This window comes from Thioalkalivibrio sp. ALJ2, assembly GCF_000378325.1.
In the GTDB taxonomy this organism is placed as follows: domain Bacteria; phylum Pseudomonadota; class Gammaproteobacteria; order Ectothiorhodospirales; family Ectothiorhodospiraceae; genus Thioalkalivibrio.
Window position 1 is genome coordinate 889,775 of the sequence record NZ_KB899554.1, and the last position, 15,584, is coordinate 905,358.

The window sequence follows — 15,584 nt, forward strand, 5'->3', positions numbered from 1 at the left end:
AGAACCCCGGTCCGCCGGGGTTTTTTTACGGCCGGGGGCTGGACTTGTTTATGCTCCCGGTTCATTCGCGGCAGGACGCACGCCCCATGAAATCGATGAAGATCGCCAACATCGGCGAGATCCGTAACGAACTCAACAAGTACAAGAAGGGCAAGAAGCTCGATATTCACCAGTTCAACCAGGTCGCGCGCCTGGCCTGGCTGGGCAAGATCGTGATGCAGCCCCTGGATCTCGAGGACCCCGATTGCCAGTCGTTCCTGGTGTATATCCAGGAGCCGGAAGAGCTGGCCGCGCATTTCCTGAACACCGATCAGGAGCTGACCGGCGGGATCCACATCATCGACGGCGAGCAGGCCATGGCCATGGTCGAGATCATGCGCGGGGGTGTCGAGGAACGTGCCAAGCTGTACGAGGACCTCTCGCGCAGCGACTTCTACTTCCGCTACTTCTACAAGCCCGGCAAGGACGACGAGGCCCCGTCTGAGCAGGACAAACCCGAGGACTGATCCTTGGTCGCATCCACGGTCACCCCGGAATGGATTGATGCCGGGGCCCGCTCCGCGGAAGAACTCCACGCCCTCTATACCGGTCTGGCGAGCAGCACGCCGCCGGAGTCGCCGTTGCGCGTGCTGTGGGTGCATTCGCGAGAGGCGCACATCTCCGTGGGCGCCAGCCAGGACCCGGCCATGGATCTGGACCTGGTCGCCTGCAAGGCCAATAGCGTGCCGGTCGTGCGCCGCCCGCTCGGGGGCGGCTCCGTCTGGGTGGATGCCGACCAGGCCTGTTTCTTCCTGATTCAGCCCCGCCAGGTCCTCGCCCGTGGCCATCGCCACCTGTTCGCGCTGGGGCTGGGCATCGCGATGGATGTGCTGCGCGAGCTGGGGCTGGAAGGCGTCGAGGCGCGCGGTCAGGACGTCTGGGTTCAGGGGCGCAAGATCATGGGTACTGGTGCGGCCACGCTGAACGAGGGTTGTGTGTTCGGCGCTAGCTTCCTGCGCCGCTTCCCGGTGGAACGCTTTCTATCGTGTGTAAATGCCCCAAGCGACGGCTACCGCGAATGGCTGCGCCCGGCACTGGAAGAGGGCATGACCGATTGTGCGGAGCAGTGCCCCGAGGCGGCGCCGACGCCGGAACGTCTGGAGGCGGCCCTGAGCGAGGTGCTGGAGCGCCGCTTCAGTACCCCCGCGCGGTGTTACCGTCCGAGTTCCGCAGAATGGGACGAGTGGCTGGCGGCCGGGCGCGAGGAACTCGCCGACCTGGCCGACAGCCAGGGCGGGCCGGCCGTGCGCGACGGTATCCGTGTGAATCGGGAGAACCATGTCTTCGAGACGCGCGGCCACTGTGGCCGCCTGCGCTTGCATATCGCCGGGACACACATTGCACGCATTTGGTGCGAGGACCCGAGCGTGGATCGCGTGCTGCGCGAGACCCTGGTGGGCGAGTCGCCGGAGCGCCTGCGTGTGCGCTCGCGCCTGAACGGCCAGCTCGACGCGGTGATCGTCGACGAGGTCAGCGCGCGCATCGACGGTCTCTACCGAGGGATCGCCGCCGCCTGATCCTGCTTTGCACGCCGCTGGATACTTCCCCAAAAAGCTTTACGAGGCGACCCGATGTCCGAACCGACCATTCAGCGCCGGCTGGAGAAACGCCTGATCCTGATGAGCCAGGATCAGGCGATGATCGAGCAGATTCGCACCGCATTGCCGGATGACTGGCATCTGCACCCGGTGACCGATCTGGAAGACCTGGGCGCCTGGAACGAGGTGCTGCTCTACCGCTTCCTGCTGCTGGATCTGGACGAGATCGAGGTGTTCGACCCGCTGGACGTAATCCGCATCCTGCGCATGGAGTATCAGATCAACCTGCCCGTGTTCTGTTTTGGCGGGGACCAGGACATCCGCGACGAGATGCGCCTGGCGCGGGCCGATCGCTTCTTCAATCGCGAGGAGATGGTCGAAAAGCTCCCCGAGTTCATCCGCATGTACGACTGGGGCTGAGCGCCCCATCAAAAAGGCCCCGGGCGTTAGCCACGGGGCCTTTTTGATTCGCGGATCCGCATGATGCGGATCGCGGGGCATCGCACGGCCTTAGCCGATCCAGGCGTGCTCCAGCACGTCGATGCGGATCTTCTCGTGGTAGGTCTCGCCGTTGGCCTCGATCACCAGGTCGCCCACGCGGGTGCCGGCGGTATCAAAGCTGAATTTGCAGTCGAAGGTGCCCGGCAGGGACACGCTGCTCTCGCACAGGGCCTCGCCTTCCACCGAGAACTTGCACTGGGCGGTGCCGGAGCCGTTCAGCAGGGCCTGAACCCGGAATTCCTCGTTGATCGGGCGCCGGTAGACTTCCGGATCGCGATTCGGGTTGTACTGCAGGTTGTTCAGCTTGACGAGTTTGACAAGTTTCATACCGGGTCCTCTATTGACGCGCTGAATCCGAGTTGCGGGCGCCTTCACCTGCCCGATCCCGTACCGGGAAGGGCGTTTGGTTCATGGAAGTGCGCAGGTTCGATAGAATATAAACAGCCAATGATACAACAAAGCCTGCGGGAACACGACGGGATGCCACGGGGCATGCCGCCAGCCCGGCGGAGGGTAACGCCGCTCCCGCGCATACACCAGCCCCGGCCCCCGCGGTCGGCATCGGAGACCCCATGAAGAACCTGATTAACCGTATCCGCGGTGTGGAACGCGACGTGATCGAGAAGCCCGGCGACGCGGGCGATGCCCCGTTCTACAAGGCCCAGGGCGACGAGATCGAGATCTTTCAGGCCGCGTACTCGAAGCGCCTGCCGGTGATGCTCAAGGGCCCGACCGGCTGCGGCAAGACCCGCTTCCTGGAACACGTGGCGCATACCCTCGGGCAGCCGCTGGTCACCGTCTCCTGCCATGAGGACCTGACCAGCTCCGACCTGGTCGGCCGCTTCCTGCTGGAGGGCGAGGAGACCGTCTGGCAGGACGGCCCGCTGACCCGCTCGGTCAAGGAGGGCGCGATCTGCTACCTCGACGAGATCGTCGAGGCGCGTACCGACACCACCGTGGTCATTCACCCGCTGACCGACCACCGCCGCCAGCTCCCGCTGGACAAGAAGTCCCAGATCATCGACGCGCACGAGGACTTCATGCTGGTGATCTCCTACAACCCCGGCTACCAAACGGTGCTGAAGGACCTGAAGCCCTCGACCAAGCAGCGCTTTGTCGGTATCCACTTCGACTATCCGGCCGAGGATGTCGAGCGCGAGATCGTGGCCAAGGAATCCGGCGGCCTGGATGCCGATCGCGTCGAGAAGCTGGTGGCTGCCGGGCGCAAGGCGCGGGCCCTGAAGGACCACGGACTGGAAGAGGCGACCTCCACCCGGGCGCTCGCCTATGCCGGCGAGCTGATGCAGGCGGGTCTGAGCCCGCGCGTGGCCTGCCGCGCCGCGATGATCGCCCCGATCACCGATGACCCCGAGCTGATCCAGGCGCTGGAAGAGATCTTCGACGCCCACTTCCCCGAGTCCGAAGCCGCGTGAGCGACCAGGCCCGCAACAGCGGCGGGGCGAACACGGAAGCCGAAGATCTCGTCGAGATCGAGGAGGTCCTCCAGCATCTGGAGGACATCAGCTTCGTCGCCCACCGCGACACCAAGGAAGCCCTCCCGGCCATCCGCGCGTTCGGTGCCGCCACCGCGCGGCGCTGGATCGAGACCGTGCGCGAGCTGTTCTTCCACGACCGCGAGGCCGGCAAGAGCTTCATGCGCAATTCCGCGCGGCTCGCGGAGCACATGCAGACGGTGGACCTGTGGCTGGACCAGGCCGCCCGCTTCAAGCAGTGGGTCAACTCCGCCGATGCCCTGGAAGGTTTCATGGCTCAGGCCGATCGCGTGTACGACGCCTGGGGCGAGGCCGGCGAGCGCGAGTGGGCCGAGATCGGCCTGCGCTGGTGCGAACGCAGCCTGCCCGATGCCCGCGCCTATTTCGAGACGCCGTTCGACAAGCTCTCCGCCGGCCGAGGTATCGAGGGCCTGCGCGCGCTGATCGAGCCGGCCGAGACGCTGTTCGACGAACGCGGCCTGACCCTGGATGCCTATCTTGAGGGTGCCCCGATCGCCCGCAACCTGGTCGGCGACCAGGGCCTGCTGTCCTGGGCCCGGCGCGGAGCGGACCTGCTGAAGGCCGGGCGCTCGCGCGGTGAGGCCTATTTTCGCCTGGAGAGCGACGAGAGCCTGAAGCTGCTCCTGGAGGCGCTGCCGGGCTTTCGCCCGCGCATGCACGGGCGCTTCCTGCGCCTGGTGCTGCTGGCCTGGCTGGATGCCGATATCCCGCTGGCCGATTCCAGCTGGAAGCCGGGCGAGGGCCGCCCGATGCTCGAGACCGACGGCCGGCGGCTGTTTATGCCGGCGGTGATGGACTCGCGCGAGGAGGCGATCGTCGCCACCCAGCACGCGGCCGCGCATCTGGCCTTCGATACGTATGCGCAGTCCGATGTCGAGCGGCTGTTCGAGCGTGCCGGGGTCGAGCACCCGCCGCTGGATGACCGCTCGCGCATCACCTGGCGCCCGCTGTTCGCGCCATTCGAGGCGCGCATGTTCCGCTTCCAGGTGCTGTTCGACCTGGCCGAGGACCTGCGCGTGAACGCGCGCCTGGCCCCGCGCATCCCGAACTTCCTGCCGCGCCTGGTGGCGCTGGCCGAGGACCATGAGCGCCCGGAGGGCGCGGCCGGCGTCTACTTCGATTTCGCGCTGAAGGCCCACCAGGCCCTGCTGCGCGACGAGGCGCAGGACCCGCGTCTGGCGCGCGTGCTGGAGCCGGACGCGGATGTGGTCACCGCCTGGGCAGTCGGCGAGGAGCTGTTCGCCGACGAGGCCTTCCCCGAGATCACCATCGAGGAGCGCGCCGAGGCCTATCTGCCCGGGCTGTCGCTGAACCAGTCGCTGCCGGTGTATCCGCAGCGGAAACGCGACGGCAGCCTGGCCGACTTCCGCGACCACGAGGCGCACGACGAACACAAGTTCGAGCGCGAGAAGCAGGAAGAGCAGCCGCAGCAGGCCCCGGAGCAGGCGCAGAAAGACCCGGACGCCGACATCCAGACCCCGCAGCAGGAGACCTCTGGCACCGGCGGGCGCATCGGCACGGGTATCCCGCAGCCGGCCCAGGTGGCCAAGCGCGCCGCTCCCTACACCCCGAAGAAGGACGGCATCCCGTATCCCGAGTGGGACTACCGCGAGCAGCGCTATATCTCCGACTGGGTGAATCTCTACGAGCGCGTGCTGGACGACGAAAACCCGGAGCTGGCGGCCACGATCCTGTCGGAGAACGCCGACACCCTGAAACGCCTGACCCGCGGTCTCGAGATGCAGCGTCCGATGCGCCTGGCGCCGCAGCGCAAGCAGATGGACGGCGACGAGCTCGACACCGAGGCAGTAATCGACTTCATCGCCGACAAGAAGGCGGGGCTGTCGCCGAAGGCCTTCATCTACCGCCGCCGTGCGGTGCAGCACCGTGATACCGGCGTCATGATGCTGGCGGACATGTCCACCTCGATCATGGCGCGCCACCCGGGCGGGCAGGGCAAGATCGTCGACCGCGTGCGCGAGGGGATGATGCTGTTCGCCGAGGCGATCGAGAAGGTCGGCGATCCCTACGCGATCTCCGGCTTCGCCTCCAAGCAGCGCGACCAGGTCAACTACTACTGGCTGAAGGATTTCAACGAGGACCTGAACGACACCGTCCGCGCCCGCATCGCTGGGGTCTCCGGGCGCCTGGCCTCGCGTATGGGCGCGGGCATCCGCCACTCGCTGGAGGCATTCAAGCGCTGTTCGGCCCAGCGCCGGCTGCTGCTGATCCTGTCCGACGGTCGTCCGGCCGATTACGACGACGGCGGTGACCAGCGCTACCTGCACGAGGACACGCGCATGGCGATGAAGGAGGCGGTGGACGCCGGCGTGCACCCGTTCTGCATCACCCTGGACCCGTCCGGTTCGGAATACCTGCCGGCGATCTTCGGTCCCGGTCACTACACCATCATCGACCACGTGGACGAGCTGCCGCGCCGTCTGCCCGAGATCTATCTGAGGCTGCGCCAGTGAGTGCTACCCCCGAAGCCATCGACGCCTCCACCGGCGCTACGGCTCGGCACCCGGAGCCGGCCCGCCGTCATGCCACGCTGCTGCATGCCCCGCGCTATCGCGGGCACAGCTACGGCGACAACCACCCGCTCGGGATCCCGCGCGTCTCGCTGACCATCGACCTGATCGAGGCCTATGACGCGATCACGCCGCAGGAGATGGCCGTATCGCGCAAGGCACAGCCGGCCGAGCTCGAGTGGTTCCACACCCGCGAGTACGTGGCCGCGATGCAGCGCGCCGAGGCGCTGGGCAAGGTCTTCCAGCGCTACCGCGACCGCCACAACATCGGCAACTTCGAGAACCCGTTCTTCGCCGGGTTCTTCGCGACCCCGGCGACCGCCACCTGGGGCTCCATCCAGGGCGCCGAGGTGGTGCTGGACGGGCGCATGGCCTTCAACCCGGCCGGTGGCATGCACCACGCCGCCCCCGACCAGGCCCGTGGATTCTGCTATTTCAACGACCCGGCGCTGGCGATCCTGCGCCTGCGTCAGGCCGGGCAGCGCGTGCTCTATCTGGATATCGACGCCCACCATGGCGACGGGGTCGAGGCCGCGTTCACCGACGACCCGGACGTGCTCACCGTCTCCCTGCACATGGACACCGAGTACGGCTACCCCTTCGAGGGCGGGCGCATCGAGGACACCGGACCGCTTGGCAACGCCGTGAACCTGCCGCTGCCCAAGGAGACCAACGACAGCGAGTTTCGCGCCGCCTTCGCGGCCGTCTGGGAGGCCGTGCGCACCCGCTGGCAGCCGGATGCGGTCGTCGTTCAGGCCGGTACCGATGCGCTGCTGCCGGACCCGCTCGGCAAGTTCGGCATCTCCACCCAGTGCTTCCTCGCCTGCGTCGACGACGTGATCGAGACCAGCCCGCGGCACGCCGACGGCACACCGAGGCTGCTGGTCCTGGGCGGTGGCGGCTATCACCCGCTGGCGCTGGCACGCTGCTGGACCGGGGTCTGGGCCCTGCTGACCGGTCGCGAGCTCCCCGCTGCGATCCCGGAGGCCGGCCAGGCCCTGCTGCGCGAGGTTGACTGGGACATGGACGAAGAAGAGGAATGGTACGAGTCCCTCTTTACCTCCCGTCTCGATGCGGATCGCGCCGGTCCGGTGCGCGACGAACTGCGCAATCGCCTTGAACGGCTGCTGGCAGGGCACCCGTTGTTCAGTTGCTCGTAGAGAGCCTGCGCGTCAGCGGCTGGCGCGGTAGTCGCGTTCGATGTAGCGCAGCAGCTCGGTCGTCTCCCGCAGGGTCGCGCGCTGGATGCGGGTCTTGCCGATAAAGCCGGGTACCCAGAAGTCCGGTTCCACATGCATCTGGATCGTCAGGTGCGTGCCGCCGGCATCGGGCTGCAGCTCCCAGCGGGTCGAGCCTGCACGCAGATTGCTGTGCTCCGGATCGACCTCGGCATCAATGCGTTCGGGGTAGTACTCGGTCACCCGTTCGTGCCTGCGGATGGTCCGGCAGAACACGAACACGCAGCTGTGCACGACGCTTGCGACCTCCACCTCGTCATCCGATCGGGAGACGATCCGGCTCTCGCGGATGGATTCCGAGTAACGGTTCAGCGCCTCGTAATCGGTCAGGTATGACCACAGGGCCTCGGGTGGGACTTCGACCCGGAAGGTCACCTCCAGCTCGTGCTGGTCACCGTCGGTATCAAAATGCCGCTCGACCACCTCCACCGCGAGTGCGGCACCGGGGGCCCAGCCGACCAAGGCAGCCAGGAGGAGGGCGGGCAACGTTCGCATCGCGGGTACCTCCTGGGCTTCGGTTCGGGGCCTGGCTGCTGCAGCTTTATGAAGAATTCGATCCCCGGATGCGGCCGGGGTTCAGGTTGCCCTACGACGGGCGGTTGGACTGTGATGATAGACAAAGACCTCAGGGGTCACTGTCGCGCTGGGGATGCGTGGTCCCCGTGACGGGCTCGTCGCGGATCGGCAGGGTGGCGAGAACGGCCAGAAGGCCGACGAGGTGGAGCGCGATCAGGATCATGAGATAGCCGCCTGTCAGGTCGACCCCGAGGCCGGTGAGGACCGGACCCAGCGCGGCGCCGAGGGCCACGGCGGTGTAGGTCATGCCCAGCAGGCGGCCCAGGCTGTACAGGCCGAACAGGCGGGCCAGGATCGCCGGTGTCAGGGCGATGTACCCGCCGTACCCGAAACCAAGTACCACCGCGAACAGCATAAGGGCGGCGTAGCTGCCTGCGGTGCCCCAGATCAGAAAGCTCAGCGTGATCAGGGCGAAGCACCCGCGATAGAGATGCATCAGGGAATAGCGATCGCCCAGCATGCCGATCGCCAGCCGCCCGACCACGCTCGCCAGCCCGATAATCCCGACCAGGCCCGCCGCGCGCAGCGGATCGATGCCGCCCGCCTCGGCCGCGGGCGGCAGGTGGACGAACGGTACGTACAGGATCGTATTCAGCAGAAAGGTCGCCAGATAAAGCTGGGCGAAGCGGCGTCCACCCCAGCGGGTGGTGGTGGCGTGGGTGCCATCCGGGGCGCGCCCGGGCCGTGGAAACAGGATGCCGGCGAGCGGCAGGATGACGGCTGCCGCGAGCGCGTAGAAATAGTACGTCGAGCGCCAGCCGTGGAGCTCGATCAGCCAGGCGGACAGCGGCGCGAAGCCAAGTACGCCCAACCCGATCCCGGATACCGCGATGCCCAGGGCCATGGAGCGTCTGCGGGCAAACCAGCGCCCGACCGCGGCCACGACGGGCACGAATACGCAGCTCGCCCCGATACCCACGCCCAGGCCATAGGCCAGGTAGGCCTGCCAGAGTTCGCCGGCACGCGCCGTCCCGACCAGCCCCGCCGCGATGAACAGGCCACCCGCAACGAGCAGCGGCCCTGGGCCGATGCGGTCGGACAGGGGGCCGGTCACACCGCTCAGGCCGAAGAACAACAGAGCGGTGGCGGAAAAGAACAGCGCGGACCCGCCGTGCCGTGTACCGAACTCCTGCGCCATGGAGGAGAAGAACGCCCCGTAGCTGTACGCGATGCCAAAGGCCACGAACAGCGCCACAAGGGAGAGCCCGCAGGCGAGCCAGGCGGTCGGGGAGTCCAGGGAGAGGGCGTCCTGGTGCTGGCGTGGACGCAGGGTCATCTAGCGCGGTCGACCCAGCAGGCGACCGGCCCCCTTGCGGGTCTGACGCCAGATCTGGCGCAGGCTTCGGGATGACGGGTGGCGCAGCAGCCGGGTCTTGCGGGTTTGCTGCATGGCCGGGATCAGCGTCTCCAGTTCGGCCGTCAGGGCGTCGATGTTGTAGGGCGTTGCGCCATCGAGCCGGGCGGGAATCACCTCCTGTTCGGGCAGGCCGAAGTCCGCGGCGATCGCCTGGCGGGCGGCGGCGATGTTCTGCGCCTTGGGCCGTTCTTCCGGCGGGTCGAGCGTATACGGCGGCTCCCATTCGCGGGCGGGCGACAGGCGATCGATGTGGCTGGCCACGATGCGAATGGGCGGCTGGCGTCGATCCGGGCGCTCTGCAAAGAAGCGCCGTACGGCTTGCAGCGCCTCGTGGTCCGGGGAGCGGTCGGCCTGGTGCGCCGGCGCGACCCATAGCACCAGATCCGCCGTCTGGGCGGCATCAACCAGGGTATCCACGTCCATGCGGTCACCAAGCCCCGGGGTGTCCACCAAAAGCAGTTCCTGGCCGTCCGCGAGGGTCAGCAGGTAGCCCTCCTGCTCGGCGGTCAGCGGCAGCACGTCCGTGGCTGCGCGGTATTCCCCCAGCAGCGCGTTGACCAGCGTGGATTTCCCGGCCTGTGGCTGGCCCACGACCAGTATCTTCGGCCGGCCCGGGAATGCCTCCTCCGTGGGGCCGCTCGCCTGTGCTTCCTGGTCGGCGATCTCGGCCAGGGCGTCGGCATCGTGCTGCAGGCGGCCGGAGTAGAGCTCGATCGCGGCGCGGCCGACTTCCTCGATCCAGATGCGTGCGACCCGTCGCAGCAGGTATTCGCGTGCGCTGCCGGAGAGCTCGTTGAAGAAGCGATCACGCAGCTCCGCGGCCAGGGCGTGGAGGGGATTGGCCAGGCGCGCGATACGGTAGGCCTTGTAGGCCGTGCGCCCGTAGGACAGCCCCGATGCCACCATGGGCCGGTAGCCCCAGACGCGCAGGATCTGGCCCATGCGCAGGCGATCCGACAGCGGTACCTCCTCCAGCAGGATCTTGCGCAGCCGGGCGCTGACCCGCTCGCTGAGCAGCAGGGCCTCGGGCACGGTGAACTCCCAGGTGGGGTCTTCCTGTTCCGGGTGATAGTGCGCGGCCACGGTACGCAGGGTCTCTTCGCCCGCTTCCCGCAGGCGGTCGTAGTCGGTGACGATCTCGCCGCTGGCCTGCTCGCTCAGGCGCATCACCTCGGCCCAGGCGGCGTGTTCCAGTGGCGCCCAGTCGCCATCGGCGGGGCGCACGGGCTCGGTCGTCCGTTCGCGGGTGTGGACCTTGATCCGGTGGCGCGCCCACAGCGTCATGCCCCATACGCTTCCGGCGGCGATGGCGGCCGCGGCGATCCAGATCAGCAGGGCATTGTGTTCGTAGAGCCAGAGCAGACCCAGGACGAAGGCCACCACAAAGGGCGACAGCAGCAGGAACGCAGCGAAGGTCACGCCCGTGACCTGCAGACGGGTGAGCCAGCGGCGTTTCATCGCGTGTCGTTCCCCGAGGGCTCGGTCTGGCGGTGCCGGGCGAGGTTCAGGGCCTCGCGCAGGGCGTCGCGATAGGCCTGCTCCACCCCGGCCGTGGCCTCGCGCCCGTCATGTCGCCGGGCCAGGTAGTGGCGTGCGGCATAGCCCAGCGCATAGGTGGTGGCAAAGCTGGTGGCGGCCGCCGCTGCAGCACCTGCAGTCTGACCGTAGACGGGGACCAGCTTGCCGACCTGCCGGGCCCCGTGGCTGAGGCCGAGGCCGAGCAGGGTGCTGGAACCGAGCGCCGCGGAGAACTCGCTCATACTGCGAGAATCCCAGGTGACCCCGTAGATGCTGGCCAGACTGTGCAGCAGTTTCCCCTGGACCGCCGGAACGGAGAACAGGCCCAGCAGGGGGACGGCATCGGTGGTCGCGGCGACGCTGGCGTAGCCGAGTATGTGTGATCGGGCGCGCAGCCGACGGGCATCACCGCCTGCGGACTGGCGCAGCCCCTGCAGGATCACCCCCATGCGTTCCGGAGCCAGCTTCTCCAGGGCATCGAGCAGGGCGTCCAGGCCGTAGTGGGTCGGGGTGAAGCCCTCGTCCTCGGGCGTGATATCGACGGGCACGACCTGCACCGGGCCGGTCCCGGGCAGGTTGCGAAAGGCCTCGGCCTGGGTACGCCGCGCGCGGGCCAGTTCCTCCAGCCCGGGGCTGCGGTCCAGTTCGGCGTAGGGCGGATGATCGCGCCCGTCGGGATAGCCGTCGTGCAGGCAGGTCTGGACCAGCAGGACCGGCCAGTTCGGATGCCGGCGGCGAATGTCCCGCAGGGCATTCAGCACGGGTTCCTGCTGCAGATCCATCGCGCGCGCCACGGCGACCACCATGTGCGCGTGGCCCGCGAGCTCGGCGAGATCCTCGCTGGGGTCGTAGGCGACCTCGCCCAGTCCCCGCGTGTCCAGAAAGCGCAGCACCGGCGCTTCGGCCGGGAAGTCATAGGCGCGTGCCGTCCGGGTGCAGCTCCTGAAACCGGTCCCGATCGCCACGTCGGAGTCGCCGGTGATCGCGCGCACCAGCGTGCTCTTGCCGGACTGCACCTTGCCCAGCAGCCACAGCACGGGGGCCTGCTCGCGCGCTCGCTCGGCCACGACGTCGGCATCGGGGGCCTCGGCCTCGGGTCGCAGGACGGCCTGCATGACTTTGCGCCAGCCGAGGCCCTTCGGCAGGCGCAGGGATTGCCAGGGCAGCTTCATGCTGTGATTCCGTTTCGCGGCATGGAAACCTTTCATCAGTGAAGAAGGCGCAACTGTGCAGGGCTTGTGAGCCAGCCCGCCGCTCAGTGTGCCATGTCTCGGCCAATGTTCGCGGCGGGCGCGGTACACTGAAATGATGAGCGATATCTCCGAAGGCGACCTGTTCGGCCCGGATGCGGGTGGACTGCCCCCCGAGCCCGAACCGGCCGCACAGGGCCCGGACCCGAATGCACCGCTGGCCGAGCGCATGCGCCCGGCGCGGCTGGACGAGATGGTGGGCCAGGATCACCTGGTCGGCCCGGATGCCGCCCTGCGCCAGGCGATCGAGCAGGGGCAGACCCCGTCGATGATCCTGTGGGGCCCGCCGGGTTGCGGCAAGACCACGCTGGCCCGCCTGGTGGCGGCGGCCGGGGCACAGCGTCTGGTGACGCTGTCGGCGGTGCTGGCCGGGGTCAAGGACGTGCGCGCGGTGGTGGACGCGGCCAAGGCCCGGCGACGCAACGGGGTCGGCACGCTGCTGTTCATCGACGAGATCCATCGCTTCAACAAGGGGCAGCAGGATGCCCTGCTGCCGCACATCGAGGACGGGACACTGACCTTCGTGGGGGCCACGACCGAGAACCCCTCATTTGCGCTCAACAGTGCGTTGCTGTCGCGGGCGCGTGTCTATCGCATGGAGTCCGTCGGCGCCGAGGCGATCGAGGCGCTGATTGACCGGGCGCTGAGCGATCCCGAGCGCGGACTCGGGGGGCGCGGGCTGCGGCTGGAGCCCACCGAACGCCAGCGGGTGGCCCGTGCGGCGGACGGCGATGCCCGGCGGGCACTGAACTGGCTGGAGACCGCCTCGGATCTGGCACGTGACGGCGAGATCACCGCCGACGCCCTGCGCGCGGTGATGGGGGCGCAGAGCCTGGCCTTCGATCGCCAGGGCGATGCCTTCTATGACCAGATCTCCGCCCTGCACAAGTCGGTGCGCGGATCCGATCCTGGTGCGGCGGTGTACTGGCTGACGCGCATGCTGGATGCCGGCTGTGACCCGGATTATCTCGGCCGGCGCCTGCTGCGCATGGCCTACGAGGACATCGGGCTGGCGGCCGTAGGGCTGGGTGCTCGGGTGCTGGCGGCCTGGCAGACGATGGAGCGGCTTGGGCGGCCGGAAGGCGATCTCGCGCTGATCCAGGCGGCGATCGAGCTGGCCGCCGCCCCCAAGAGCAACAGCGCCTACACCGCGTTGAACGAGGTCCGCGCCAGCATTCGCGAAACGGGCAGCCCCGGCGTGCCCCTGCATCTGCGCAATGCCCCCACGGAGCTGATGCGTGACGAGGGGTTCGGCGCCGGATACCGCTATGATCATGATGAACCGGACGGTTTCGCGCGCGGGCAGGTCTATCTGCCCGAAGGGCTGGAAGATCAGCGCTTCTATCGGGCGAAACGCGAGGGCACGGAGCGCGCGCTGGCCGAACGGCTGGAGCGACTGCGCGGCGACGGCAAAGAATAGAGACATATGCAGATACATCATCCCGAACGCTGGTGGCTGTTGGCCGCGGTCCTGCTGGCAGGGTCGCTGGTCTGGGTAGCACTGACCACCGAGTGGCCTGATCTGCTGCCGCTGCAGGACGTCGAGGCGTGGCTCGCCAGCTGGGGGATGGGCGCCTACATGATGTTTGTGCTGGCCTTTGTCGTCCTTGCGCTGTTTCCGTTGCCCAGCACCTTCTGGATCCTGCTGGGAGGGGCGCTGTTCGGGCCGTTCACCGGCGGGGCCCTGAGCCTGCTGGCGGCGACCATCGCTGCGATTATCGCGTTCATGCTGGCGCGCACCCTGCTGCAACCCTGGCTGGAACCGCGTCTGGGTCCGCGCAGCGCACGGCTGCGCGAGGATGTGGAGGCCGAGGGCTGGCGCGTGGTCGCACTGACACGGCTGGTGCCGGTCTTCCCGTTCGCCCCGACCAACTACGCCCTGGGCCTGGTGCGTATGCCGCTGACCGTGTTCACGATCACGACCCTGGTCGCATTGATCCCCAGCCTGTTCGCCTATGCCTGGCTGGGCCACGCTACGCGCGAGATGGTGGCGGGTGATACGGACAACCGGGTCCAGCTGGGGCTGGCGATTCTCGCCGTGCTGGCCCTGCTGCTGTTGCTGCCTCGGCTGTTGCGCCGGATCTGGCAGGGGCAGAAAGCCGTCCAGTCGCCAGCCTGAGTCCCGTAGCAACCATGTCGCGGGAGTCACCCTTCCTGTCCGTGATCATCCCGGTACTGAACGAAGCCGAATCTCTCCCGCCCTTGCTGGATACCCTGGGCGAGATCCTCGACTGCGAGGTGATCGTGGTCGACGGCGGGAGCACGGACGGGACTGTCCAGCAGGCAGGGCAATGCGGTGTGAGTGTGCTGTCCAGCGCCCCGGGGCGCGCACGGCAGATGAATGCCGGCGCCGAGCGCGCCCGAGGCGAGGCGCTCTGGTTTCTGCATGCCGACACCACGTTTCCGGACGGAGCCGGGGTGGCGGTGCATGCCCTGCGCGACGCGGTGGCCCGGGACGATCGCGCCTGGGGACGTTTCGACGTCCGCCTGTCGGGCGGTCGCGGAATATTCGCGCTGATCGCCGCGATGATGAACCTGCGCTCGCGTCTGAGCGGGATCGCGACCGGGGATCAGGGCATATTCATTACACGCTCGGCGTTCGATGCCGTAGGCGGCTGGCCGGACCAGCCGCTGATGGAGGACATCGAGCTCTCGCGGCGGCTGAAGCGATCGGTGGGGCGCCCAAGGTGCCTGCGCACGTGGCTGGTCACGTCGTCCCGGCGCTGGGAGCGGCAGGGCGCTTGGCGCACGATCTGGCTGATGTGGCGGTTGCGCCTGGCCTACTGGCTGGGTGCAAACCCGGACGGGCTGGCGCGACTTTATCGTGGTGATGCCTGAACGTCGGCCGACGGATGCGCCGCGCGTGCTGGTCTTTGCCCGCGCGCCCGAGCCGGGCCGGACCAAGACGCGGCTGATTCCCGCGCTGGGTGCCAAGGGCGCCGCACGGCTGCACGAACGGCTGCTGGAGCACGCGCTGGACGTGGCCCGTCAGGTGGCACCGGACCATGTGGAGCTGTGGTGCACCCCGGATACCGATCATCCGTTCCTCGAGCGTTGTGCGGAACGCTTTGGCTGTTCCCTGCACAGCCAGGTGGGTGATGACCTCGGGGCCCGCATGCGCCATGCACTGGAGGTGGGGCCGTTTCCGGCACTGGTGATGGGGTCCGATGCCCCGACGCTGGGTGTCGGGGACCTGGTCGCTGCACGTAAGGCGCTGGCTGAAGGGGCGGATGTGGCACTGATCCCGGCGCTGGATGGTGGCTATGTGCTGCTGGCCGCCGCGCGGCCCGTCCCCGGGCTGTTCGAGGCCGTCGAGTGGGGCAGCGATCGGGTGCTGGAACAGACCCGTGAGCGGGCCCAGGCGCAGGGTCTTGTCTGGGCGGAGCTGGAAGCGCGGGCGGACATCGACCGACCGGAGGACCTGGTGCACTGTCCGCCGGTGCTCCTGCGTGGCATTGGGGCACCTCGAGAGTCCCCGATCCCAGAGCAGTCGCAAGTCGGCCCAGGCTTCGGGTAGGATGC

The 15,584-nt window shown here is 68.1% G+C and carries 15 protein-coding genes; 10 read left to right on the forward strand and 5 right to left on the reverse strand.

Translation table 11 applies throughout. The annotated features are described in order from the left end of the window. Positions 1-86: 86 nt before the first annotated feature. The 3 genes from F468_RS0104200 to F468_RS0104210 are packed head-to-tail and all read left to right on the forward strand — an operon-like array spanning position 87 to position 1,997. Entirely contained in the window at positions 87-506 is a 420-nt protein-coding gene (locus F468_RS0104200) for a hypothetical protein (protein ID WP_012982060.1), read from the forward strand. A gap of 3 nt (positions 507-509) precedes the next feature. Beyond that, positions 510-1,556: a lipoate--protein ligase family protein gene (locus F468_RS0104205; protein WP_012982061.1), complete on the forward strand. Its 1,047-nt coding sequence runs from the start codon at positions 510-512 to the stop codon at positions 1,554-1,556. A gap of 54 nt (positions 1,557-1,610) precedes the next feature. Beyond that, on the forward strand, positions 1,611-1,997 hold the full coding sequence (locus F468_RS0104210; protein WP_018994661.1) for a hypothetical protein: 387 nt from the start codon (positions 1,611-1,613) through the stop codon (positions 1,995-1,997). Between the two features lie 90 nt (positions 1,998-2,087). Here the strand turns inward: F468_RS0104210 and F468_RS0104215 are convergent, their stop codons facing one another. Beyond that, positions 2,088-2,405, reverse strand: a complete 318-nt coding sequence (locus tag F468_RS0104215; RefSeq protein ID WP_012982063.1) for a hypothetical protein — start codon at positions 2,403-2,405, stop codon at positions 2,088-2,090. 245 nt (positions 2,406-2,650) lie between these two features. On the opposite strand from F468_RS0104215, the gene F468_RS0104220 reads away from it, so the two are divergent. Genes F468_RS0104220 through F468_RS0104230 form a run of 3 tightly spaced genes read left to right on the forward strand, consistent with a single transcriptional unit; the run spans position 2,651 to position 7,283 of the window. Continuing rightward, positions 2,651-3,511, forward strand: coding sequence for a CbbQ/NirQ/NorQ/GpvN family protein (locus F468_RS0104220; RefSeq protein WP_012982064.1), 861 nt, complete (start codon positions 2,651-2,653; stop codon positions 3,509-3,511). After that, positions 3,508-6,066: a nitric oxide reductase activation protein NorD gene (locus F468_RS0104225; protein WP_018994662.1), complete on the forward strand. Its 2,559-nt coding sequence runs from the start codon at positions 3,508-3,510 to the stop codon at positions 6,064-6,066. Before F468_RS0104220 ends, F468_RS0104225 begins: the two co-directional genes overlap by 4 nt. Further along, the gene (locus tag F468_RS0104230) at positions 6,063-7,283 is read left to right on the forward strand and encodes an acetoin utilization protein AcuC (RefSeq protein WP_018994663.1); all 1,221 of its coding nucleotides are present in this window, start codon (positions 6,063-6,065) and stop codon (positions 7,281-7,283) included. Before F468_RS0104225 ends, F468_RS0104230 begins: the two co-directional genes overlap by 4 nt. Before the next feature lie 12 nt (positions 7,284-7,295). Here the strand turns inward: F468_RS0104230 and F468_RS0104235 are convergent, their stop codons facing one another. The 4 genes from F468_RS0104235 to F468_RS0104250 all read right to left on the reverse strand — a co-directional run bounded on the left by F468_RS0104235 (position 7,296) and on the right by F468_RS0104250 (position 11,984). Then, positions 7,296-7,856, reverse strand: coding sequence for an SRPBCC family protein (locus F468_RS0104235; RefSeq protein ID WP_012982067.1), 561 nt, complete (start codon positions 7,854-7,856; stop codon positions 7,296-7,298). Between the two features lie 130 nt (positions 7,857-7,986). Continuing rightward, a complete protein-coding gene (locus F468_RS0104240; RefSeq protein WP_018994664.1) occupies positions 7,987-9,213 on the reverse strand; it encodes an MFS transporter in 1,227 nt (408 codons plus the stop codon). After that, on the reverse strand, positions 9,214-10,752 hold the full coding sequence (locus tag F468_RS0104245) for a GTPase family protein (protein WP_012982069.1): 1,539 nt from the start codon (positions 10,750-10,752) through the stop codon (positions 9,214-9,216). Further along, positions 10,749-11,984 (reverse strand): GTPase family protein, encoded by a 1,236-nt coding sequence (locus F468_RS0104250; protein ID WP_018994665.1) that lies wholly within the window; start codon positions 11,982-11,984, stop codon positions 10,749-10,751. Before F468_RS0104250 ends, F468_RS0104245 begins: the two co-directional genes overlap by 4 nt. A 133-nt stretch (positions 11,985-12,117) precedes the next feature. Here F468_RS0104250 and F468_RS0104255 point away from each other — a divergent pair, with 133 nt between their 5' ends. The 4 genes from F468_RS0104255 to F468_RS0104270 are packed head-to-tail and all read left to right on the forward strand — an operon-like array spanning position 12,118 to position 15,579. Continuing rightward, entirely contained in the window at positions 12,118-13,482 is a 1,365-nt protein-coding gene (locus tag F468_RS0104255) for a replication-associated recombination protein A (RefSeq protein WP_018994666.1), read from the forward strand. Between the two features lie 6 nt (positions 13,483-13,488). Further along, the gene (locus F468_RS0104260; RefSeq protein WP_012982072.1) at positions 13,489-14,181 is read left to right on the forward strand and encodes a TVP38/TMEM64 family protein; all 693 of its coding nucleotides are present in this window, start codon (positions 13,489-13,491) and stop codon (positions 14,179-14,181) included. Positions 14,182-14,195: 14 nt separating this feature from the next. Beyond that, the gene (locus F468_RS0104265) at positions 14,196-14,900 is read left to right on the forward strand and encodes a TIGR04283 family arsenosugar biosynthesis glycosyltransferase (protein WP_012982073.1); all 705 of its coding nucleotides are present in this window, start codon (positions 14,196-14,198) and stop codon (positions 14,898-14,900) included. Beyond that, positions 14,893-15,579: a TIGR04282 family arsenosugar biosynthesis glycosyltransferase gene (locus F468_RS0104270; protein WP_026296494.1), complete on the forward strand. Its 687-nt coding sequence runs from the start codon at positions 14,893-14,895 to the stop codon at positions 15,577-15,579. Before F468_RS0104265 ends, F468_RS0104270 begins: the two co-directional genes overlap by 8 nt. Positions 15,580-15,584: the final 5 nt, after the last annotated feature.

What these genes read in the sequence shown, in the direction of transcription:
- F468_RS0104250 (WP_018994665.1), bottom strand. Translation starts at nt 11,984, where the DNA reads ATGAAGCTGCCCTGGCAATCCCTGCGCCTGCCGAAGGGCCTCGGCTGG.
- F468_RS0104235 (WP_012982067.1), bottom strand. Translation starts at nt 7,856, where the DNA reads ATGCGAACGTTGCCCGCCCTCCTCCTGGCTGCCTTGGTCGGCTGGGCC.
- F468_RS0104240 (WP_018994664.1), bottom strand. Translation starts at nt 9,213, where the DNA reads ATGACCCTGCGTCCACGCCAGCACCAGGACGCCCTCTCCCTGGACTCC.
- F468_RS0104210 (WP_018994661.1), top strand. Translation starts at nt 1,611, where the DNA reads ATGTCCGAACCGACCATTCAGCGCCGGCTGGAGAAACGCCTGATCCTG.
- F468_RS0104220 (WP_012982064.1), top strand. Translation starts at nt 2,651, where the DNA reads ATGAAGAACCTGATTAACCGTATCCGCGGTGTGGAACGCGACGTGATC.
- F468_RS0104245 (WP_012982069.1), bottom strand. Translation starts at nt 10,752, where the DNA reads ATGAAACGCCGCTGGCTCACCCGTCTGCAGGTCACGGGCGTGACCTTC.
- F468_RS0104265 (WP_012982073.1), top strand. Translation starts at nt 14,196, where the DNA reads ATGTCGCGGGAGTCACCCTTCCTGTCCGTGATCATCCCGGTACTGAAC.
- F468_RS0104215 (WP_012982063.1), bottom strand. Translation starts at nt 2,405, where the DNA reads ATGAAACTTGTCAAACTCGTCAAGCTGAACAACCTGCAGTACAACCCG.
- F468_RS0104200 (WP_012982060.1), top strand. Translation starts at nt 87, where the DNA reads ATGAAATCGATGAAGATCGCCAACATCGGCGAGATCCGTAACGAACTC.
- F468_RS0104255 (WP_018994666.1), top strand. Translation starts at nt 12,118, where the DNA reads ATGATGAGCGATATCTCCGAAGGCGACCTGTTCGGCCCGGATGCGGGT.
- F468_RS0104270 (WP_026296494.1), top strand. Translation starts at nt 14,893, where the DNA reads ATGCCTGAACGTCGGCCGACGGATGCGCCGCGCGTGCTGGTCTTTGCC.
- F468_RS0104260 (WP_012982072.1), top strand. Translation starts at nt 13,489, where the DNA reads ATGCAGATACATCATCCCGAACGCTGGTGGCTGTTGGCCGCGGTCCTG.